This is a genomic window from Gluconobacter japonicus, from assembly GCF_015244665.1.
Lineage (GTDB): Bacteria > Pseudomonadota > Alphaproteobacteria > Acetobacterales > Acetobacteraceae > Gluconobacter > Gluconobacter japonicus.
Genome location: NZ_JABCQN010000001.1, coordinates 638643 through 660910, shown reverse-complemented (window position 1 = coordinate 660910; position 22268 = coordinate 638643). Strand labels below are relative to the sequence as shown.

Here is a 22268-nt window from a genome sequence, read left to right as displayed (position 1 = left end):
CCCCAAGCCGGAATACAGAACCCTTGAACTACCGCCACGCCTACCACGCGGGAAACTTCGCGGACTGCGTCAAACACGCAATCCTTCTGGTCCTTCTGAAAGCCCTCGCCCGCAAACCGGCAGGATTTTGCGTGCTCGACACGCATGCCGGCTGCGGACAATACGACCTTTCTTCCGAGGAAGCCCAGAAAACCGGCGAGTGGAAAACAGGGATCGGCCTCCTGGAAGGTTCGGAAGACCCTGCGCTTCAGGAGTACCTGGCAGCTGTACGGGATCTTGGGCTGTATCCCGGCTCCCCGGCTTTCACACGCCACGCCCTGCGCCCGCAGGATGAACTCATCGCCTGCGAACTACACCCGGAAGACGTTCGCCCTCTGCGTCGTCTGTTTCGGGATGATCCACAGGTCTCCATCCATCATCGCAACGGCTATGAAGCCCTGCGTGCGCTCCTGCCACCGAAGCATTTGAAGCGCGGTCTGGTCCTGATCGATCCCCCGTTTGAAAAGCTGGATGATTTCCAGCAATGCGCACAGGCCGTTTCACTTATCCGCAATCGCTTCCGCGCTGGGATCGTAGCGGTCTGGTACCCGATCAAACATCGTACGCCCGTCCGCGCCTTCTACAATGCCCTGACCGATGCTGGCATCAGGGACATTATCGCCTGTGAATTCCTGCTACGCCCCGCCCTCGACCCCTCCCGCCTGAATGGATGTGGAATGCTGGTCGTAAACGCCCCATATGGGTTCGAGAACGAGGCCCGCACAGTTCTGGAGGCTATGAAAACCGGACTGGCTACAGAGGATCGGGAAGACATGCAGGTACATATCGAACGACTGGCCGAAGAATGAGCATGACGGGCCGCCATATCGCCGTCATCGGAGCGGGCGCCTGGGGAACGGCTCTCGCCTGCGCCGCAGCACGAACGGGAGCCAGTGTGACGCTTTGGATGCGTTCGCCTGTTGCCCCCGATGTTCGGGAACTCCCTCGCCTACCCGGTATCCGCCTGCCCGATACAGTGCACGTCACGGGAGAGTTTCCGACGCAGGCCGATCTGGTCCTTCTGGTCGTCCCTGTTCAAACCGCACGGCAGGTTTCGAGTGCGTTAGAACAGTCTTTAGCCCCCGGGATACCCGTCATCACCTGTTGCAAAGGACTGGAACAAGGCACATCCCTTCTCCCCCTCGATGTTCTCACCGAGACCATGCCCGGTCGGCCAACAGCCGTCCTTTCCGGCCCGAATTTCGCCATTGAAGTCGCCCAAGGCCTGCCCGCCGCCGCGACGCTCGCCAGCGTTGATCTGCCACTCGTCCAACATCTGGCCAGTCAACTTAATTCCTCATCGTTCCGCCTTTATGCAAGCCAGGATATTGCGGGTGTCCAGCTTGCTGGAGCCGCAAAAAACGTCGTGGCAATCGGTGCAGGCATCGTCATCGGCGCAGGGCTTGGTGAGAATGGACGCGCCGCTCTCATCACACGCGCTGTGGCAGAAATCGCCCGTCTGGCGGAAGCTCTCGGCGGTCGAGCCTCCACCCTTGCAGGTCTCTCCGGCGTTGGCGATCTGATCCTGACGTGCACCGGGCGGGGATCACGAAACTACAGCCTAGGCATCGAACTCGGTGAAGGACGCTCACTAACGGACATCCTAAGTTCTCGCACTACTGTGGCTGAAGGTGTCCTCACAGCTCCGGCGCTCGTCACTTTGGCACGAAGCCTGAATGTTCAGGTCCCCATTCTCGAAACCATCACGCATCTTCTCTCAGAGAAGCTGACGATCGACGAAGCCCGGTCCCTGCTGCTGGATCGTCCACCAACAGTTGAGTAGTTCCTTATATTGAAACGACAAATATGAAACTCTCGCGGCAATTTTTTCTGACGATGCTCATTTTTTCTCTGCTCGGGATAGGCGTCAACCTGCTGAAATTCTTCACGACCCAAGAGAACATCTTCAACAGCTTTCACTTCTGGGAATGGGTCGGGATCGCCGTAGCTTCCCTATGGGCAATGCTCGTTTTTAAAAGAACGTCGCCAAAGCCCTAACGCCTCTGAAGCCCGTCTCCAGAAGCCGCGTCAAACAAACAGTCCCGCAATCACTGCACTCATCGCATTGGAAAACGTTCCAGCCACAACTGCCCGGACAGCCAGCTTCGCTACATCCGTCCGCCGACGTGGTTCCGCGCTCCCGAACGCGCCGATCAGAATTCCAATCGTGGAAATATTAGCAAAGCCACACAACGCAAAAGACAGGATTGTAATCGTCCGATGGGACAGAGCGTGCGCCTGGATCATCGGTGACAGATTCACGTAAGCCACAAACTCATTGAACGCGATTTTCTGACCCAACAGGCCACCCGCGACATTGCATTCCGCCCAAGGCACCCCGATCAGCCATGCGAAAGGCGCGAAAACCATTCCCAGAATGCGGGACAGAGACAGCCCGACCATAGCGAGAAGCCCATCCGTCAGCGCAATAATTCCTACAAACGCAATGAGAACCGCACCAACGGCAACGGCAATCCTGGCCCCGTTCATCGCGCCTTCGGCCAAAGCCTCGAACATGCTGTGATGGCCATGATCGGCCCCGGCAATTTCCGTGCTGGCATGCCGCGGACCGGGGAACAGCACCCGGGAAAACAGCAAACCACCCGGAATAGCCATGGCAGACGCTGCGAGCAGGTTCTCCATCGGCACACCCAGAGACGCATACCCGGCCAGTACGGACCCCGCGATAGAGGACGTCCCGCTACACAGAACGGTCGCCAGTTCTCCCATCGACAATCCAGCCAGACAGCTCTGAAGCACGATGGGCATTTCGCTTTGCCCGAGAAAAATCGTCAGAACTGCGGAGAAAGATTCAATCCGGGTGGTTCGCAAAATCTTGGCAAGCCCCCCACCAATCAGTCGGGACAAAAACTGGAGAACGCCCCAGTGCTGCAACAGCGCCAGAAGGGCCGCGACATAAACGATTTCAGGCAGAACTTTCAGGGCAAAAACAAAGCCACCATTGCCCAGCACATCCGCCATTCTGGGCCCAACGAGCCCACCAAACAGAAAAGCGCTTCCCTGGTCGCCGTAAGACAGCACTTTTGTAATACCATCAGAAACCAAATGCAGGAGATGCGCGCCCATCGGAACCCAAAGGATCACAGCGGCAATGCCAACCTGCAAAGCGAGTGCCCGCAGAACGAAAGCCCAGTCGATTGCCCGACGGTTCGTAGAAAACAGCGCGCCAAGACAAAGAAGACCGGCCATGCCGATCAGGACGCGCAGGATCACGAACAGAAGCTCCCTTTCAGAGACAGAACGGTTCCCAAACTGTCTGCATGACAGCGCCGTGTCCAGCCCTCCTCTCGCGTCCGACGCGTTATGCCATTACACTCATTCAAAACGAGAGGGAGAAACCCATGTCCTGCGCCTATGACTTCCACCTGCCGGGCCTGTCAGGTGAAACCATCGACCTCTCCGCCTATCGTGGCCGCCCACTTCTGGTGGTCAATACAGCATCAAAATGTGGTTTCACGCCTCAATATGAAGACCTGCAACATCTCTGGTCTCTCTACGGGCGAGACAAACCTGATGGACTGATGGTTCTTGGCGTCCCGTCAAATGATTTTGGCGAGCAGGAACCAGGATCAGCGGAAGAAATTAAAACATTCTGCTATCGGAACTATGGCGTGACTTTTCCCATGGCCGCAAAGGCTCATGTGAAAGGACCAGAAGCCATTCCCCTTTTCCAGTGGCTTCGTCAGGAGGGTGGCTTCCTTTCGCGCCCACGCTGGAATTTCTACAAATACCTGATCGGCCGTGACGGTAATCTCACCCGCTGGTTCACGCCGCTGTCAAAACCGACTTCGGGACGGGTAGAAGAGTCCGTCCGCCGGATTCTTCTCGATCACTGATCCCGCATTATTCCGGAATGTCGTCCGCGCAAGAACCTCTTCAATTAGCGCAACATTCCGGAGATCAGCCTTGAAGACCGTATCAAACACATCTCCAAGAAGCGGCACCACACCAACAGCCGCTTCGATTCCGACATTCAGCAGCATCTTGCGAACAATGCGCCTTCCAACGCCCATCCGATGGCCTTCCCACACGATGTAAAGTGAAAGAAGCGTTCCGAACGCAAGCCCACCCGGAACAAGACCTAGAATCGTATCTGCACCCGCCCGCAGGCGCAGACCGGGGATGCGCACCGCAGCATTCAAAATCCAGGCAAGACGCCTCAACTTCTCCAGCCTCTGCATGAGGTCTTCGGTGCTGGAGGGAGACGTAGTGAACGAAGTTTTGGTCATGATACAAAACAACACAGCAACGGGATCGGAAGTTGCGTCTTTTTCCTTGACGCCATGCACTCAAAAACGCCAGCTTCATGACAGCAATATGACAGGAGGCTTGTCATGACGGTGTCTGTTCTGCGCCCTATTCTGCCGCTGCTGGTCGTCGCCGCTCTCGGGGCACTCACGCCGTCTGTTGCCCATCACGTCTCAAGCTTTCTGGGCCTTCCCGGCATCTTCTGGGCCAGCGTCATGCTGACGCTGGAAATTGTCCTGCTTTGCATCGGGCTGGCCGCTGTTCGCCCGAGCATGACGCGCCCTTCCGAGAAGTTGTACGCCCGGGAAACCGTTCTGCGATAAAAATCGTTCCTCCTGCCTTCAGGAGGATATGTTACCCGCTGACGGGATAGGCTAGAGACGGGAAATGCTTCGCAATTTCCTGACCGTTGGCAGCTGGACCATGCTTTCGCGTGTTCTGGGCCTGATCCGTGACCAGCTTCTCGCAGCTTTTCTGGGCGCAGGCCCCGTGCAGGACGCGTATCTGGTCTCCCTGCGTCTGCCCAACATGTTCCGGCGCCTCTTTGGCGAGGGTGCGTTCAATGCCGCCTTCGTGCCAATGTTCACAGCGAAATATGAAACAGAAGGCCGAACGGCTGCCTTGCGTTTCGCGGGACAAGCCCTTTCGGCCCTCGTCGCATGGCTCGTGATTCTGACGGTTCTCTGCGAACTGTTCATGCCGTTCATCATTTCAATTCTGGCTCCCGGCTTTCAGGGCGAACGTTTCGCACTGGCCCTGACACTGACGCAGATCACCTTCCCTTATATGATTATGATCTGTGCGGCGGCTCTTGTGTCCGGCGTACTGAATGGTCTTGGAAAATTCGGTGCTGCTTCCGCTGCCTATCTGAGTTTCAACATCATCGGCATCGCCGCCATCTTCCTGGGTGCGTATGTCTGGCACAATGTTGCCTTCACAAGCGCCTGGGGCGTAACGATTTCCGGCATTGTGCAGCTTGGCGCGCTCTACTGGGCAGCTCATCGTGCCGGAGTTGCTCCACACCTGATTCGCCCGAGTTTTTCACAGGATATCCGCGCCCTGCTGCGTCGCATGGGGCCGGGCCTTGTCGGGTCTGGCGTGACCCAGATGAACCTGATGGTAGACACCATCATTTCTACCCGCCTGCCGGTCGGGTCCCCCTCCATCCTGTACTTCGCAGACCGGATCAACCAGCTTCCCCTTGGCGTTCTGGGCGCAGCGGCTGGCACAACGCTCCTGCCGCTTCTGACCCGTCATGTCGCTAACAAGGATCGTGCCTCTCTGCACGCCAGCCTGAATCGAGCGCTTGATTACGCGATGCTCCTGACGCTGCCCGCCACCATCGGGCTGATTGCACTTGCACCGTCCATCATGGCTGGCCTCTTCAGCTACGGACATTTCACAGTCGCAGACGCCATGAAATCCGCTCAGTCGCTCCGTGCCTATGCGCTTGGCCTGCCTGCCTTCGTGCTCATCAAGGTCTTTTCACCGGGCTTCTTTGCAGAGGGCGACACCAGTACGCCAGTCCGCATCGGCTTCTTCACACTTGCCCTGAACCTCGCCCTCAATCTGGCACTCTACAAGCCGCTCGCGCACGTTGGCCCTCCTCTGGCCAGCACGATCGCCGCACTCGTCAACGTCGCCATTCTGGCCGTCCTTCTTCGTCGTCGTGACGTTTTCAAACCCGATCCTCGCCTGAAAAGTCGCGTCACACGTATCGTCGGAGCGGCCATCATGATGGGTCTGTGGGTTGCCGCCGCCCAGAAATTCGTCGCTCCCGATCTACCAAACTGGCACGGTGTCTGGCGTCTGGGCATGCTTGGCGCACTGATCGTTTTTGGTGGCATGGTTTATGCCATTTCCCTCGACGCCCTGAAGGTCGTGAAACTCCGGGACGCAGCCGCGGCGTTGCAAACGCGCATCGCCCGACGCCGCACTCGCTGAGAGAGTCATCCTGCCGGTTCACACACCGGCAGGGACAGGGTAGTTTCCCGCCCCTCCCCTTTCACTACCGGAGACTGGACCCATCGGCACGTTCATGCCCCTGCCTTCTGCTGCGAATGCCACGCCCTCCATGGCTCAGTGGTTTGACCTGAAGCATCAGGAGCCGGATGCCCTGCTGTTCTTCCGCATGGGGGATTTCTACGAGCTGTTCTTCGGGGACGCACAGGCAGCAGCCATGGCGCTCGATATCGCGCTGACAGCCCGTGGCAATCACAATGGCGAGCCGATTCCGATGTGCGGTGTGCCCGTCGCCGCTGCGCCAGCCTATCTCTCCCGCCTGATCCGTCGCGGCTTCCGCGTCGCCGTCGCCGAACAGACACAGACTCCACAGAAAGGCCAGAAAGGCCCGCTGCCCCGCGCCATCGTCCGCGTCGTCACCCCCGGCACCCTGACCGAAGACGAACTTCTGGAAGCAGGACGCGCCAATCTTCTACTGGCCATTGCCCGCTCCGGGAGCCGCCGGTCCAGCATGATCGGCGCCGCCTGGATCGATATTTCGACCGGCGCTTTCGAAACAACATCGGTGCCTGAAGCGGCGCTTCCGGAACTCATGGCCCGACTGGATGCTGCAGAAGTCCTGTCCGATCCGGAACTCATTCCTGCTGATCATACGAGCCGTCTGGCACCAGTTGCCGTCCCGCCAACCATCGACAGCGCCCGCACTCTGATCGCCCGCGCCTATGGCGTCGCCCAGCTTGATGCGCTGGGAGACTTTCCCGACGAGCAGGCCATCGCCTGTGCCATGGCGCTGAATTACGTTCAGCGCAGTCAGGCCGGTGCGCTTCCACGCCTGTCCCGCCCCATCCCACAGGGTGTCAGCGGCGTTCTGGGAATCGACCCGGCCACCCGCGCGAGCCTCGACATTCTCCGCACCCGCGATGGCGAAACGAAGTACAGTCTCTTTGGCGTCGTCTCCCGCACGGCTACAGCCGCCGGCTCACGCCTTCTTTCACAATGGCTGTCCTCGCCGCTTACCAACGCCCAGCAAATCACGGACCGACAAAACGCATGGCTTTGGCTTCAGTCCGTGCCGTGCCTGGTGGGATCATTGGGTGACATCCTCAAACGCACGCCCGATCCGGCACGTGCGCTTGGGCGCCTGTCTGCAGGGCGCGGCCAGCCCCGTGACCTTGCCGCCATTCGGGATACACTGATCGCCGCAGATGATCTCACCGGCTTATTACAGCCCGTTTGCGACGAACAAACCCCAACGCTGATTCGTACTCTAACAGCCGGATTATATGGCAGGGCAGACACCCTGCTCGATCGCCTGAAAGCTGCTGTTGCCGAAGATCTTCCGGCCCGTATTGAAGATGGCGGGTTCATTGCTGCCGGATTTAATGAAGAACTGGATCGTTATCGCACGCTCCGGGATGAGAGCCGCCGGATTGTCGCAGCCCTTCAGGGGCGACTGTCGGAAGAATACGGCATCGGCAATCTGAAGATCCGCCACCACGCCCAGCTCGGCTATGTCATCGAAGTGCCATCCGCTGCCGGTGCGAAGCTGAAGGATCGGCCCGAACTGTCTTTCCGTCAGGGAACGGCCAGCCTCGCACGGTTTTCAACAGAAGAACTCGCTGCTCTGGACCGTGCGATTCTGGAAGCCGCCGACAAGGCCAGCACGCTGGAACGCCGTCTCTTTGCCGAGCTCTGCACGCATATTCTCCAGACCCCTGCTCTGGACGAAGTGGCGGAATTTCTGGCATTGGCAGACGTTCTGCGCTCTTGCGCACTGCTGTCCGAAGGTGGCTCATGGTGCCGTCCGGACGTCACAGACGGGACCGATTTCGAACTCGTCGCCTGTCGTCATCCCGTTGTAGAAGCCGCATTGGCGGAATCAGGAAGTGCAGACGCACGCTTCATTCCCAATGACTGCAAACTGCCGCCTGAACATCGCGCCATGCTTCTCACTGGCCCGAACATGGCGGGTAAATCGACATTCCTCCGTCAGACAGCCCTAGCCGTCATCATGGCGCAGGCAGGGCTGCCTGTTCCCGCGAAGAGCGCCAAAATCGGCGTCGTGGATCGGCTATTTTCCCGCGTCGGCGGCGCGGACGACCTCGCCCGTGGCCGCTCGACCTTCATGGTTGAAATGACCGAGACCGCCGCCATTCTCAATCAGGCCGGACCAAAATCCCTCGTCGTCGTCGATGAAATTGGTCGGGGCACGGCCACGTTGGACGGTCTTTCCATCGCCTGGGCCACGCTTGAAGCGCTCCATACGCAACTCGGCTCCCGCACAATCTTCGCCACGCATTTCCATGAGCTCGGTGCATTGACGGAGTTTCTTCCCCGTCTCGCCCCATACACCATGGCCGTGAAGGAATGGCGCGGAGAAGTCATCTTCCAGCATGAAGTCCGCCCCGGATCGGCACGGAAAAGCTGGGGGCTGCATGTCGCCAAGCTTGCAGGCATCCCGCAGTCGGTCGTCAATCGTGCCTCGCGGCTGCTAGCAACATTCGAACGTGAACAGGCCGAAGCACGCTCTTCCCTGCCATTATTTGAAGCCGTGGCGGACACACCAGACCCGGCCAGTGAGACATCAGAGCCACAATCGCCCGCCCTGGAAGCACTCACAACGCTAAATCCCGATGAACTCTCTCCCCGGGAAGCATTAGCGGCATTATATGAACTTAAACGCCTCGCCTCAGGAGACAGGACTTGAAAAAAGCGGGTTTCTGGGGCGAAAGTCACCCTTCCCCTTTCGCTGACGATACGGATACGACCCTGTCTGACCGCAAAGCCATGACCCCGTCGCTGCAAGCAGCTCTCCAGAATGCTGCAGCCCAGGGGCAGACATCCCGTGAAGATGTTCTCTCCGTCCTCCGTCGCCACCTTGGCAACGGTCACGCGGCCATCCGTCAGCGGTTTGAAACCCGCCAGATCTCCGGCATTGCAGCCGCACGTGCCCTTGCGGCTCAGGCAGACAGCGTTGTCTACGCCCTGGCAGACCTGTCGGCCCGGCAGGACGGCGCATCCGACGAACCGCTCTGTCTCTGTGCGACAGGCGGTTATGGTGCGGGCCTTCTCGCGCCTTTCAGTGACATCGATATTCTCTTCCTGATTCCGGAAGACGCATCCGCTGCCCTCACGATCCGAATCGAGTTCATTCTCTACGCCCTATGGGATCTCGGTCTGCGCGTCGGCCATGCCACCCGCTCCATCAGCGCCTGCATCAAGGACGTCGCAGAAGATCTGACGATCCGTACGGCCCTGTTGGATCTGCGTCCACTTTACGGAGATCGTACCCTCGCCCGTGACCTGCGCTCTGCCCTTGGTGCCGATCTTCAGAACGATACGCTGTGCGATTTCGTACGCGGCAAAATTGAAGAGCGCGAACTGCGTCACCGCCGCTTTGGCGACAATCCGTACATGGTGGAGCCAAACATCAAGGAAGGTCGTGGTGGCCTAAGAGACCTCCAGACCCTGAACTGGATGGGCCGCGCCGCCCTTGGCTGCGCGATTACGACGGTTGACCAGACGGCAGCCCCAGCCGAAGCCGTGCCCACACCGTCCTTCATTTCCTTTGGCCTCCTGACCAATCGTGAAACCCACCGCGCCCGGCGTGCGTGGGATTTTTTCTGGACGGTCCGCCTGCATCTTCACTACATCACCGGCCGTGCTGAAGAACGTCTGACTTTCGATGTTCAACCCGTCATCGGTGGTCGCATGGGCTATGCAACACACGGTCGTCAGCGTGGTGTCGAGCGCTTCATGCGCCACTATTTCCTGACAGCCCGTGATGTCATGCGTCTGACGCATGTGCTTCAGCCCATTGTCCTGATGCGCCTTCAGGATCAGGCCAGCGACACCCAGCCGGAAACCCTGGCCGGACCTGAAGGCTTCGAGCGCATTGCGGGGCGTCTGTGCCCTGTCGAACCCGTGACGTTCGCGAAAAATCCGCGTGACATGTTCCGCATGCTGGATTGTGCCCGGCGTCACGATCTGGAACTTCACCCCCTCGCCATCCAGCAACTCATTCGCAACGAACGTCATGCGGTCGAACTTCGGGATGACCCCGAAACGGCTCAGATCTTCCTGAACCTGCTCTGCGAACCCAGTGCGGATGAGACGAAAAATGTTCCGTTCTGGCTCCCCATTCTGAACGAAACCGGCCTGCTCGGACGTTTGCTGCCAGACTGGTCCCGCGTTGTCGGGCAGATGCAGTTCGACAGCTATCATATCTATACGGTGGACGAGCACATCATCGAGGCCGTCCGCATGATGGGGCAGATCGAAGCGGGGCACATGGCGGATGAAATTCCGCTGGCTTATGCCTTGGCCAAGGATCTGCGGTCCCGTCGTGCCCTGTATGTCGCCGTTCTTCTGCATGACATCGCCAAAGGCCGTGGCGGTGACCATTCGGAACTTGGAGCGGATCTGGCACTGGACATCTGCCCCCAGCTTGGACTGGATCCGGAAGAAACAGACACCGTTTCCTGGCTAGTCCTCCACCATCTCCTGCTGTCACAAACGGCCTTTACACGGGACATCGACGATCCTCGCACCATTCTGGATCTCGCAGACACCATCCAGTCTCCCGAACGCCTACGCCTCCTGCTTCTGCTCACCATCGCAGACATGCGCGCCGTCAGCCCAAAAGTCTGGAACGCCTGGAAAGCAACGCTGCTGCGCGAACTGTTTTCCCGCGTCGCCGAAGTTCTGGAGGGCGGACTGGCCGCTACGGAACAGGATGGACGCGTCAGCCATGCCCGCGAGCTTGCCCGCGACGGCCTGACCCCACTCCTGCCCGAGAGCAGCGTCGAACACTTCCTATCCCTCGGCTACCCAAGCTACTGGCTGGGCTTCGATACCGACACGCACATGCGCCACGCCCGCATGATCCACGATTCGGACCGCTACCGCTCTCCCGTTACGGTAGAAGCCTATCCCATTCCGGACCGTGGCGTGACTGAACTCACCGTCCTCTGCGCCGATCATCCCGGCTTGTTTTCACAGATCGCCGGAGCACTCGCCGTTGCCGGTGCTTCCATCGTAGACGCCCGAATTCACACGCTCAGCGACGGCATGGCTCTGGACACGTTCTGGGTTCAGGACGCAGATGGATGCTCTTTCGAAGACCCGCACCAGCTTGGTCGTCTGAATCATCTCGTTGAGCAGGCTTTGTCTGGTCGTCTGGATCTGGAAAAGGGAATTGCCGAAGCCCGCCACCGTGGCGCATCGCGCCGGATGCGCGCCATTCATGTTCCGCCCCGAGTGGTCATGGATAACACAGCCTCAGACCGTCATACCGTCATTGAAATCAATGGCCGTGACAGACCAGGCCTGCTCCATGACATTACGCGGACCCTGAGCCAGCAATCCCTTCAGATTTCCTCGGCCCATATTACGACTTACGGGATGCGCGCCGTGGACGTCTTCTACGTCCGCGATCTTCTGGGCATGAAAATCACGGACCCGGCTCGACTGGCCCATATCCGTGACTCCCTGCTGTCTTCACTGACACCACTCCCTGTCAAGAAGTCGGCTGCCGCTCCCACACTCTAAGGGCTTCGGCCACTCGTTCAATAACGAGTGGCCAGTCCTCAGGCAGAAATCCGTCAGGCCGAAACTGTCGAACATTCTGGTACCAGGACACATCTTTCCAACGCCAGTCTCCTCCTCGCCGATTGAGAAGCCAAAGAGGGCGGCCTGTCGCCCCCGCAACATGAGCAACCAACGTATCAACGCTGATCACCAGTTCGCATTGGCTGACAGCGCATGTCAAAGCCTGCAAAGTCGAGAGATCGACCTTTTCCATCCAGCCCGGACATTCACCACGCTGAAGAGACACGAACCTCAAGCCTAAAACGTTTCTCAACGGATCCAGCCACTCTGACTTCAACGAGCGTCTCGAATCAAAGCGGTATGATGGATTGCCCGCCCAACATACACCAATCGTCTTCGGCGCCGGGTCCAAACCTGTTTCAAGATAAGGCTTTTGGTCTGGTGCGCCCTGAACACCCAGAACAAAGGGCAAGCTGAGAAGGCTGACTTCGCTCTCTACTGGGCCCTGACGATCCAGAATTCGGGATGCCCCCAGTTGAGGCATGAAAGACACAAGATCAGCAGCCGGGAACTGAAGCCTCAAAGGACGGCGCTTTGCAGCTTCCCTCAGAAACCGCAGAAACTGCACGCTATCGCCCAGCCCCTGCTCCGCCGTGACCGCAATCGGTTCTTCCCCGGAGGAACCATCCCAGGCGGGAACCCGCGGCCTATACCCCAACAAAGAATGGCGGCTTTCAAATTCCTTCCATCCCTGAGCAAAAACGCCCTGCCCCAGAAGAAGTGTCGCATGGTTAAAGCGCGCCTGCTCCCGGTCAAAACCGCTCTCACGCTCCATCACAGCACTAAAAAGCGCTCCCGCTACGGTATCCTCATCCATTTCCATGAGAACCGTACCCAGACTGTTGGCAACACGGCCATCCTCCGGTCGAAGCGACAGCGCCTCTTCGAGAACGGATCGCGCCTGTGGCAAATCTCCCAGCGCCATCAGAACAAGACCAAAATTATTCAGCGTCTCCGCCGTTCGCGGCCCCAGCTCACAGGACCGCAGTAAAGTTTCCCGCGCCTCTCCATACTGCCCCAGCCCGAACAGAACGGCTCCGAGATTTGCCCAGGCCCGTCCGTCCTGTGCACAGCGGCGCGTGACTGTTTCAAAGCAGATAACAGCTTGCTCCCCCTGACCATCCTCAAGATAAATCTGCCCCAGCCTTGTCAGATAATTCGTGTCGTCTGACGCAAGTCTGGCGGCTTCTCCAAAGGCCTCTTTCGCCTCGTCTCTCCGCCCCAAGAGTAGCAAAGCCTCACCAAGGGCCGCCGACGTACGCGGATCAGAAGGCTGAAGCGTTTGAGCCACAACAAGAGCAGCACGTGCAGGCTCCGAATGACCTTCCGCCATTAAGGCCAGACCCAGCGTGAGATGAATACGGGCCAGCCGGGATCGCGGGAGGCCCTCAGCCGCTTTAAGGGCCTTTCCACATAGCGCAATCGCCACAGCGTTTCGGCCGTTGGCACGTGCCAGACAGGCCATACCATGCAGAGCATCCGGCTGCGTCGGATCAGACGTCAGAATATCCTGAAACCAGCGCGCCGCTTCGCTCAGATCTCCCCGAGCAAAGCATTCAAAAGCATATCGGGTGGGATCAGAAGAAAGGCTGCGCATCGTGTTTCCGTCAAACCGGAAGGAGAAAGAAAAGCCGGTACATCTCCGTCACAACGTACCGATATATCCGGTGAATATTAAACGCCGTTAACGAAGTATTCAGTCTTTGGACAGCATGGTGCGTGTGAACAAGACAATCAGAGGCGTCTGACCATGCATCTTGAACAACGGACAGGCAATGTTCCCGGCCTGGTTTTCGCGACAGTCCGTCAGGGTATGACGACACGAACCTTCCCGATTGAAGTCAGACAAACTGCGTCAGGGCACTACATTTCCCGTATGCCCGATCAACGCTGGTCCATTGAATGCCAGACCATCGATTCCGCTCTCCTGATGCATGCGGCTGTTCTTTTCCCTGTGGAGCATGAACATGCCCCCTGGCTATCCAATCCGCGCCCAGCGCCCCTCCCAACAAACCAAGATTCCCGCATTCCAGAAAAAGCAGGCTCATCTTCTCCAAGTGCGAAGTTTACTGACAAAGCCTGCTCAGAGCTGACACTGGAGAATTAATCCCTTTTCGGTCTTGTCAAATTTTCCAGACAGGCCGATGTCTCGAACCATGAAAAGCTGGCTTCTGCATTCCGTCTCCGCCGTTCTTCTGGGAACGTCCTGTCTGTTCGCTTTTCCTGCGTACGCCGATCATCCGTGGAAAGACGCGCCTCAGTCAGCAAGGATTACGACGGATGCCCAACTTGAGAATATTCAGCTTACGGCCCTGACGCAGCATAATGCCCTGTCTCTCTTGGGGCTGGATGTAGATGGACGACCTGCCCTCATCGATTCGGCCAATCAGGAACATTTGTTTCCTGAAAATGGGGCTGAAAGAGCAAAAATTCCGCCTCTTTCCGCGCTCACCAAACAGGACACTATTTTTTGGGGACTGGCAGCCTCCCCAGAAGCCGCGCTCGTTCAGTTATCCTCAGACGGAAAACTGCTTCAAACAATTCCTCTTCAAGGTGCCCACAGCGCAGGCAGCCGTTTCACGGCCATTCAGGTCTATGGAAATTACGCTTATCTGACCGATGAAGGACAGGCTGCTCTCGTTGTAGTGGCGCTCAGAGACGGCAAGGCACAGCGTTTTCTTCCCTATGATCCCTCCGTAACAGGTCGCCGCCCCCTTAAACGGAACGACCAGATAACCAATGGTCCTGACAATCATCCGCTGACAGGCGGAAATGTGCGATTTCTAACGCTGGATGCCAAAGGCCAGTGGCTGTTCTATATGCCTGCCTGTGGCCCCCTTTATCGTATTGGCAGCGCCCTTCTTACCGACCCGGCTTTCACGCCCGTGGAACAACTTGATGGGATCGTCGAATGGCGTGACACACCTAGCCTGGGCGGTCTCACCCTGTCCGCAGACAATATTTTCTATATGTCTGACATCACTGATGGGGCATTGCTGAAATTCGGTAGCGACCGCAATCCGCTGATCCTTCTTCGGGACAAACGTCTTCTTGATGCTGGGGCACTGGCGGTTTCAGGCGATCATGAGGTCAGTGTTCTGACATCAGAAGATGGAAAACCGCACATTCTTCGCATCGCCTTGCCATAGAAGGTCGTGATATAAAGGCGGCATGCGCTACCGATCTACTCGCGGCGACCTGACCGCCGACGCCCCCAACTTTTCCGACATTCTGCTTGCCGGCCTTGCTGGAGACGGCGGTCTCTACATGCCGGAGACATGGCCCAAAATCAGCCCCCAGACATTCCGGGACTGGCGCTCCCTGTCCTACGCAGATCTGACGGCTGAAGTCATTTCCCTGTTCTCTGAAGGTGCCATTGATCGCGATACCCTGCGCGATATGGCCCGGGATGCCTATGCCGGTTTCGATCACGCGGCCGTAGCACCGCTTTGCGAAGTCGAGCTGGATCTGTTCTCGCTCGAACTGTTCCATGGTCCGACGCTCGCCTTCAAAGATATGGCGATGCAGATGCTTGGCCGCCTGTTCGACCATGTTCTGACCCAGCGAAACCAGAAGGTCACGATCGTCGGCGCAACATCCGGCGATACCGGTTCGGCTGCCATTGAAGCCTGCCGAGGCCGTGAACGCCTCTCGGTTGTGATTCTCCACCCGAAGGGTCGCACCTCGGAAGTCCAACGTCGCCAGATGACGACTGTACCGGACGACAACATTCTGAATATTGCTGTCGAAGGTGACTTCGATACCTGTCAGGATATCGTCAAGGCGCTCTTCGCCGACCAGCCGTTCCGGGACGAAGTCTCCCTGTCCGCCGTCAATTCCATCAACTGGGCACGTATCGCCGCACAGATTCCCTATTACGTCCGTGCAGCGCTGGCTCTCGGCGCGCCAGATCGGGAAGTGTCCTTCTCCGTTCCGACTGGCAATTTCGGTAATGTGCTTGCGGCATGGGCTGCCCGCCAGATGGGCCTCCCCATCCGCCGTTTGTGCATCGGATCAAACCGCAACGACATTCTCACGCGCTTCCTTCTGGAAAACGACATGAGCGTCCGCACGGTTGAGCCCAGCCTGTCGCCGTCGATGGATATTCAGGTTTCGTCCAACTTCGAACGCCTCCTGTTCGAACTTCTGGACCGTAACCCAACGCGTTGCGCTGCGATCATGAGAGAGTTCCGCGAAACTGGCCGTATGGCTGTTCCGCATGATGCCTGGACGCGCATGAAAGACGTCTTCGATGGTATGACGCTCAATGATGAGCAGACCAGCGAAGCCATGCGTCATTTCTATGATGAGAGCCTCTATCTGGCTGATCCGCATACGGCCATCGGTCTGGCTGTCGGCAAACGCTTTCAGGAACCCGGTATTCCGATGATCGCCGCCGCGACGGCTCATCCCGCCAAATTCCCGGATGCAGTCTTCTCAGCGACCGGCATCAGAGCTGCCCTGCCTCCACATCTGGCCGATCTTTTCGAGCGTCCGGAACGCTATGACACGATGAGCAGTCAGATCACTGGCATTCAGGATGCGGTCCGTACCCATCTCAAAAGCCACTAATACCTTGTTCCTTCCCGCAGGCTCCCCATCTCAGGGAGCCTGTCTTTTTATGACTTACGGAAACTCATGCCCGATACGATTGAAGTCACTACGCTCGACAACGGTCTGACCATCATTACGGAACGCATGGATCGCGTTGAGACGATCTCGTTCGGGGCGTATGTCTCGATTGGCACCCGTGACGAAACCGCCGAAAACAACGGTGTATCCCATTTCCTTGAACATATGGCCTTCAAGGGAACCGAACGCCGCTCTGCCTCCCGTATTGCTGAGGAAATCGAGAATGTCGGCGGTTACATCAATGCCTATACCGCCCGTGAAACCACAGCCTACTACGTCAAACTTCTTAAAGAAGATCTGGCTCTCGGCGTGGACATCATCGGCGATATCCTGACGCACAGCACGTTTCTGGATGCCGAGATCGAGCGTGAACGCGGCGTGATCCTTCAGGAAATCGGTCAGGCGAATGACACGCCGGATGACATCATCTTCGACCAGTTTCAGGAACGCGCTTTCCCGGAACAGCCCATGGGTCGCCCGACACTCGGTACGGAACAGCTCGTCTCCGGTATGACGCGCGAGACCCTGATGGGCTACATGCGTGAGCACTACACCACGCACAACATCACGATCGCCGCCGCCGGAAACCTGCATCATCAGCAGGTTGTCGATCTGGTGAAAGAGCACTTCCGGGACCTTCCAACACATCAGACGCCGCGCCCCCGAGGGGCAGCTTATGCGGGTGGTGACCTGCGCACGACACGCGAGCTGGATCAGGCCCATCTGGTCATGGGCTTCCCGTCCGTCAGCTATCACCATCCCGATCATTACGCGGTTATGATCCTCTCCACCCTTCTGGGCGGCGGCATGTCCTCACGTCTCTTCCAGGAAATCCGGGAACGCCGTGGTCTGGTGTACAGCGTTTATTCCTTCGCCTCTCCCTTCAGCGACAGCGGACTGTTTGGCCTCTACGCAGGCACTGGTGAAGCCGAGACGGCCGAACTTGTCCCGGTCATGATCGACGAACTCAAGCGCCTTCAGGATGGCCTGACAGCGGAAGAACTGTCCCGTGCCCGCGCACAGCTTAAATCCTCTCTGCTGATGTCTCTGGAAAGCACAGGCAGCCGCTGTGAGCAGCTCGCCCGCCAGATCCAGATCCATGGTCGCCCTGTCCCCGTAACCGAAACGGTCGGAAAGATTGATGCCGTGACGGAAGAGGACATTCTGCGCGTCGCCCGCGAAATTTTCGCTGGCACACCAACCTTCACCGCCATCGGCCCGGTCAAGAACATGCCGACGATGAACGACATCACCGCGAGGCTTGCTGCATGAGTACAACCCGTCACGTTGAAGCCCTTCTTGCTGCGGCAAAACGTCACGGCGCCGACCATGCCGACGCCATTTTCATCCGGAACGAATCCGAGTCCGCCATGGTGCGGAAAGGCATTCCCGAAGGCATCGAGCGCTCTGAAAGCGTAGCCCTCGGTCTGCGGGTTTTCCGTGGCCAGAAAGCAGCTTCCGTCTCTACAAGCGTGCTAGATGATGCCGAATTCGACCGTCTGGCCGAACAGGCCTGCGCCATGGCGCTTGTGGTGCCGGAAGACCGCTTTGGAGGGTTGGCTCCTGATGCCATGATCGGGCATTTCGATGCTGAAGGGCTGGATCTGTCCGACACGGCATCACCAGATATGGACACCCTGTTGAGCCGCGCCCGAGAAGCCGAAGAGGCCGCTCTGGCGGTATCAGGCGTCACCAACACTAACGGCGCATCCGTCGGACACGGCCGCACTGTGATTGCCTTAGGCACGTCCGCTGGCTTCATGGGCAGCTACAGCCGCACCGGCCATTCCCTCAGCGCCAGCGTTCTTGCGGGCGAAGGGGCGTCCATGCAGCGCGACTACGCGTATCACAGCACCGTGCATCTGGAAGATCTGGATAGGCCTGAAACCGTTGGCCGTCTGGCTGGTGAACGCGCTGTTGCCCGCATTAATCCAGGCCGTCCAAAGACGGGCACTTATGACGTCATCTATGATCCCCGTGTTTCCTCCAGTCTGCTCGGACATCTGGTCAGCGCGATCAACGGTGCATCGATTGCGCGCGGTACGTCCTTCCTGAAAGAAGCAATGGGGACACGAATCCTCAGCACAGGTCTGACGGTCAGGGACAATCCACGCCTTGTCCGCGGCCCCGCTTCGCGTCCATTCGATGGGGAAGGCTGTGCTGCTAATGTGCTGGATCTCGTCATCGACGGCGTTTTGCAAACCTGGCTGCTGGACTCACGAAGCGCCCGCCAGTTGGACCTACGCTCGAATGGTCGAGCCAGCCGGGGCGTTTCGGGGCCGCCAAGCCCAAGTGTGACAAATCTTCATCTTGCACCGGGTGATCTTTCCGCCGTTGAACTGCGTTCCGATATAAAGGAAGGGATTCTGGTTACGGAACTCATGGGATCGTCCGTCAATATGCTGACGGGGGATTACAGCCGTGGGGCTTCCGGCTTCATGATCCGCAACGGTGAACTTGCTGAGCCGGTAGCGGAACTCACGATTGCCGGGAATCTGCGGGACATGTTCACCCGGATGGTTCCAGCCAGTGATCTTTCCTTCCGGAACAGCGTGAATGCGCCGAGCATCCGGATTGATGGCATGAGCATTGCAGGACTTTGATGCGTAATTTTCGTCTTTTCTCTATCGCCTGTGCACTTCTTTGTGTGCTGGGTTCCGCTGATGCCCGTCCGGGTGGAGGGTCGTCCATGGGCAGCCGTGGATCCCGTACCTGGAGCGCGCCTCCCCGGACCTCCATTACGCCGAGCTGGACACGCCCGATGGACCGGACCATGACGCCGCAGTCCAACTACGGTGCCCAGTCCGCCGCCCCTCGCCCTATGGCGCCCATGACACCAGGGTACCGTCCCTCTTTCCCAAACCGCCACCCGTTCATGACGGGCTTTGCGGGCGGTCTACTGGGGGCTGGGCTCTTTGGAATGTTGAGCGGACACGGCTTCTTCGGCGGCATGACAGGCGGGACGTCGATCCTTGGCTTCCTGTTCCAGGTTTTTGTGATTGGCGCGCTGATCATGTTCGCTCTGCGCCTGTTTAACCGCCGTCAGGGCGCCTCTGGTTCATCTGCTGCAACGCCATTTGGTGCAGCCAGCGGCAATGCGCCAGTGACGCTAAGCAACGACGATTACACCAGCTTCCAGCGTCTGCTGCTCGACATCCAGTCTGCCTGGAGCGCACAGAACATGCGCGCCCTGTCGTCCATGACAACGCCGGAAATGGCAGGCTACTTCAACGAACAGTTGTCCGATCTGGCGAGCCGTGGTGCACGGAATATCGTTTCCAACGTCCGGTTCCTGCGTGGTGATCTTTCGGAAGCCTGGCGTGAACGCAACCTGACCTACGCCACAGTCGCCATGCAGTATTCCATGACCGACGTGACGACAGACTCGTTTGGTAATGTCATTGACGGTAGTTCGACCGAGCCGGTTACAGTCACGGAACTCTGGACGTTTGTTCGTGCTGACGGGCGCGGAAACTGGATCCTCTCAGCCATTCAGCAGGGTGGCTGAGAAACTTTCTTAGAAGCGGATCAGGGTAATCACGTAAAAGATTGCAGCGAGGGTGATGACCCCTGCTGCAATTCCCACGATCCGGCTTTGACGCCTCTTGGCGGCAAGATCGGTTGTTGTTTTCATGACAGCAGCACCCGATCCACCAACAATCCACAGAACAAGAAGAACAGATACGCCAGCGAGTAGCGGAACGCGAACCGTGCGGGCTTGTCTTTTGTAAGGCTGACGCCCTGAGCGTCCTGCTGATCCATCAGCACACGAACCGCGCAGAGAATAAATCCGAGATCAAGCAGACTGGTTGTAACCGTGTAGAACAGTCCACATTCATGGACGAAAGACGGAACCAGCGAAACAGCCGTCAAAATGAATGTGTAGAGCAGGATTTGCCAGCGCGTGTGTCGTGCACCCTTGACGACCGGTAACATCGGAATCCCGGCTTTGTCGTAATCCTTACAGGCATACAGCGACAGGGACCAGAAATGCGGCGGCGTCCACAGAAACACGATGGCAAACATGGCGACAGGCAAAACAGCCATGGAATTCATGGTTGCAGCCCAGCCAATCATGGGTGGGAATGCGCCCGCCGCGCCGCCAATAACGATATTCTGTGGCGTGCTTCGCTTGAGCCACATTGTGTAGATCACGCTGTAGAAGAAGATCGAGAACGCCAGAATACCAGCGGCCAGAGCATTGGTTGCGAGCCAAAGCACCAGCACAGACAGAACTGACAGCACCACACCGTAGATCAGCGCACTATCGGCTGGCATCCGTCCGTCTGGGATAGGTCGGACATTCGTACGCTTCATAATCGCGTCGATGTCGCGGTCGTACCACATGTTGATCGCACCGGCGGCTCCTGCCCCAATGCAGATACACAGGATGGTAATAATCCCGATGGGGATGGAAGGCCATCGCGGCGCAACCGCCATGCCTGCTGCGCCCGTAAAGACCACGAGTGAAATGACGCGTGGTTTCAGGAGCGCAAGCCAGTCCTTCAAAGACGAGTCGCCGTCAGCGCCCAGAACAGAAAAAAGCCCCGACGGGGCTAGAGGGGTTGTCTCGCTCATGCTCTGACCCGGGCACGCCCGGTCTCCCTGATCAGGAACAGTCCCAGCAGCCCGAATGTCAGCAGGCTAAGGCCCATCAGTCCTTCGCCAACAGGCATCAGAACCGGCGTCAAAGAGCAAAGAGCCCCCACGAACGTCAGGCCTGCATGAAGACGACTGAGAGGCGCAGGAATATGATCTGGCAGAAGACGCATCATCCAGGCGTAGAACCCGCCACAGAGTGCCATCACACCGCCAAATGCCGCAGCAGTATGGTCGAGCGCATGCCCCGGCATGAACTCCGCAATCCAGCCCGCCGAGAAAAGAACGAGGCTCCCCAACGCCCAAAGCGTTGTACCGTCCAAGGCGCGCTTCTGCTTCCAGACATCCACGCAAAGTGTCGCCACAAGCACAAAAGACGGAAGAAGCTGCGTCAGAGCGACAAAGCTGCTCTGGGAAAGACCCGGCATTCCGCCGAAAAGACTATCCATCCAGCAGAGCGGTCCCAGAACGGACATACATCCGAACACATAAGGCGCAACGCGGCCTGAAAAACTATTCGTATCCGGACGCGGCATCAAAAGATGGCACACCAGACCAAGAGCAGGCGTCAGCATCAACGCCGTCTCAGGAAGATGGAGCATCCCGATCAGACCCTGAGCCGCACTGTCAGGGGCATCATTGATCAGCATGCGGGTCACAACAGCCGCAAGCGTTGGGGCCACAATTGCCACGCCTGAAGCCGTGGCCAACATAGACCAGGCAAGTGGAGACAGCGTACGAAAAAGGCGCGTCCGGCCCTCGAGGACAGTCGTGATGATATCCACTGCGAGCGCAAGAACGCCGACGGCCCAAAGTGCAAGAGCCAGAAGAGGTTGCAACGGCAGCAGGACAACGCCCGAAGACAGAAAACCGAAACCGGCCAGACTGAAAGCAGGAAGCGTGGTTCTGTCCGTCCCCAGCTCGGCTGGAAGCAGCCATTGGCCAAACCCGCCGAGCGCAGCCGGACAAATCACGAAAAATGCCATCAGAATCCCGTGGCAGAACGCGAGCCCTGCTGTCGGATGTGTCTGAAGAAATGGCAACGCCAACGACCCACCCAGAAGACCGGCAAACAGCGCCAGCAGAATGAAGGATGTTCCGATCCGTCTGTTGGAAAGAACGGGGGTAGAGTCGAAGGCCTGATAAGTCATGGTCGC

General features: G+C 58.2%; 18 protein-coding genes. 13 read left to right on the top strand and 5 right to left on the bottom strand.

Annotation, left to right across the window (positions count from 1 at the left end; all coding sequences use genetic code 11):
- Positions 1-23: 23 nt before the first annotated feature.
- Both HKD32_RS03045 and HKD32_RS03040 read left to right on the top strand, forming a co-directional pair.
- Complete coding sequence (locus HKD32_RS03045) at positions 24-848, top strand: 23S rRNA (adenine(2030)-N(6))-methyltransferase RlmJ (protein WP_061931601.1); 825 nt, start codon at positions 24-26, stop codon at positions 846-848.
- On the top strand, positions 845-1822 hold the full coding sequence (locus tag HKD32_RS03040; protein WP_061931599.1) for an NAD(P)H-dependent glycerol-3-phosphate dehydrogenase: 978 nt from the start codon (positions 845-847) through the stop codon (positions 1820-1822). Before HKD32_RS03045 ends, HKD32_RS03040 begins: the two co-directional genes overlap by 4 nt.
- Positions 1823-2067: 245 nt before the next feature.
- Here the strand turns inward: HKD32_RS03040 and HKD32_RS03035 are convergent, their stop codons facing one another.
- Positions 2068-3249, bottom strand: coding sequence for a NupC/NupG family nucleoside CNT transporter (locus HKD32_RS03035; protein WP_061931807.1), 1182 nt, complete (start codon positions 3247-3249; stop codon positions 2068-2070).
- Between the two features lie 152 nt (positions 3250-3401).
- On the opposite strand from HKD32_RS03035, the gene HKD32_RS03030 reads away from it, so the two are divergent.
- The gene (locus HKD32_RS03030; RefSeq protein ID WP_010502768.1) at positions 3402-3896 is read left to right on the top strand and encodes a glutathione peroxidase; all 495 of its coding nucleotides are present in this window, start codon (positions 3402-3404) and stop codon (positions 3894-3896) included.
- Here HKD32_RS03030 and HKD32_RS03025 read toward each other — a convergent pair.
- Complete coding sequence (locus tag HKD32_RS03025; protein ID WP_061931805.1) at positions 3837-4289, bottom strand: DUF4112 domain-containing protein; 453 nt, start codon at positions 4287-4289, stop codon at positions 3837-3839. The two genes, HKD32_RS03030 and HKD32_RS03025, sit on opposite strands and share 60 nt — an antisense overlap.
- Before the next feature lie 105 nt (positions 4290-4394).
- On the opposite strand from HKD32_RS03025, the gene HKD32_RS03020 reads away from it, so the two are divergent.
- From HKD32_RS03020 to HKD32_RS03005, 4 genes are all read left to right on the top strand, one after another.
- Positions 4395-4631: a hypothetical protein gene (locus tag HKD32_RS03020; protein WP_007282397.1), complete on the top strand. Its 237-nt coding sequence runs from the start codon at positions 4395-4397 to the stop codon at positions 4629-4631.
- Positions 4632-4695: 64 nt separating this feature from the next.
- Positions 4696-6252: a murein biosynthesis integral membrane protein MurJ gene (murJ, locus tag HKD32_RS03015; protein WP_061931595.1), complete on the top strand. Its 1557-nt coding sequence runs from the start codon at positions 4696-4698 to the stop codon at positions 6250-6252.
- Between the two features lie 94 nt (positions 6253-6346).
- Entirely contained in the window at positions 6347-8977 is a 2631-nt protein-coding gene (mutS, locus tag HKD32_RS03010) for a DNA mismatch repair protein MutS (RefSeq protein ID WP_194257494.1), read from the top strand.
- On the top strand, positions 8974-11820 hold the full coding sequence (locus HKD32_RS03005; protein ID WP_061931590.1) for a [protein-PII] uridylyltransferase: 2847 nt from the start codon (positions 8974-8976) through the stop codon (positions 11818-11820). Before mutS ends, HKD32_RS03005 begins: the two co-directional genes overlap by 4 nt.
- On the opposite strand, the gene HKD32_RS03000 is transcribed toward HKD32_RS03005, so the two are convergent.
- A complete protein-coding gene (locus HKD32_RS03000) occupies positions 11789-13477 on the bottom strand; it encodes a tetratricopeptide repeat protein (protein WP_061931588.1) in 1689 nt (562 codons plus the stop codon). The two genes, HKD32_RS03005 and HKD32_RS03000, sit on opposite strands and share 32 nt — an antisense overlap.
- A 153-nt stretch (positions 13478-13630) precedes the next feature.
- Between HKD32_RS03000 and HKD32_RS02995 the strand changes: the two genes are divergently transcribed.
- The 6 genes from HKD32_RS02995 (at position 13631) to HKD32_RS02970 (ending at position 20020) form a co-directional block, all read left to right on the top strand.
- On the top strand, positions 13631-13987 hold the full coding sequence (locus HKD32_RS02995) for a hypothetical protein (RefSeq protein WP_061931586.1): 357 nt from the start codon (positions 13631-13633) through the stop codon (positions 13985-13987).
- A gap of 49 nt (positions 13988-14036) precedes the next feature.
- Positions 14037-15029, top strand: a complete 993-nt coding sequence (locus HKD32_RS02990) for an SdiA-regulated/phytase-like domain-containing protein (RefSeq protein WP_061931803.1) — start codon at positions 14037-14039, stop codon at positions 15027-15029.
- Positions 15030-15051: 22 nt separating this feature from the next.
- Positions 15052-16452 (top strand): threonine synthase, encoded by a 1401-nt coding sequence (gene thrC / locus HKD32_RS02985; protein ID WP_061931584.1) that lies wholly within the window; start codon positions 15052-15054, stop codon positions 16450-16452.
- Between the two features lie 66 nt (positions 16453-16518).
- Positions 16519-17784, top strand: coding sequence for a M16 family metallopeptidase (locus tag HKD32_RS02980; RefSeq protein ID WP_010502752.1), 1266 nt, complete (start codon positions 16519-16521; stop codon positions 17782-17784).
- Positions 17781-19115 (top strand): TldD/PmbA family protein, encoded by a 1335-nt coding sequence (locus HKD32_RS02975; RefSeq protein ID WP_061931582.1) that lies wholly within the window; start codon positions 17781-17783, stop codon positions 19113-19115. Before HKD32_RS02980 ends, HKD32_RS02975 begins: the two co-directional genes overlap by 4 nt.
- Complete coding sequence (locus tag HKD32_RS02970; RefSeq protein WP_194257492.1) at positions 19115-20020, top strand: Tim44 domain-containing protein; 906 nt, start codon at positions 19115-19117, stop codon at positions 20018-20020. The genes HKD32_RS02975 and HKD32_RS02970 overlap by 1 nt, the downstream gene beginning before the upstream one ends.
- Positions 20021-20142: 122 nt before the next feature.
- Here HKD32_RS02970 and HKD32_RS02965 read toward each other — a convergent pair whose 3' ends face one another.
- Positions 20143-21090: a heme o synthase gene (locus HKD32_RS02965; RefSeq protein ID WP_010502749.1), complete on the bottom strand. Its 948-nt coding sequence runs from the start codon at positions 21088-21090 to the stop codon at positions 20143-20145.
- On the bottom strand, positions 21087-22262 hold the full coding sequence (locus HKD32_RS02960) for a cbb3-type cytochrome c oxidase subunit I (protein ID WP_061931578.1): 1176 nt from the start codon (positions 22260-22262) through the stop codon (positions 21087-21089). Before HKD32_RS02960 ends, HKD32_RS02965 begins: the two co-directional genes overlap by 4 nt.
- Positions 22263-22268 lie beyond the last annotated feature (6 nt).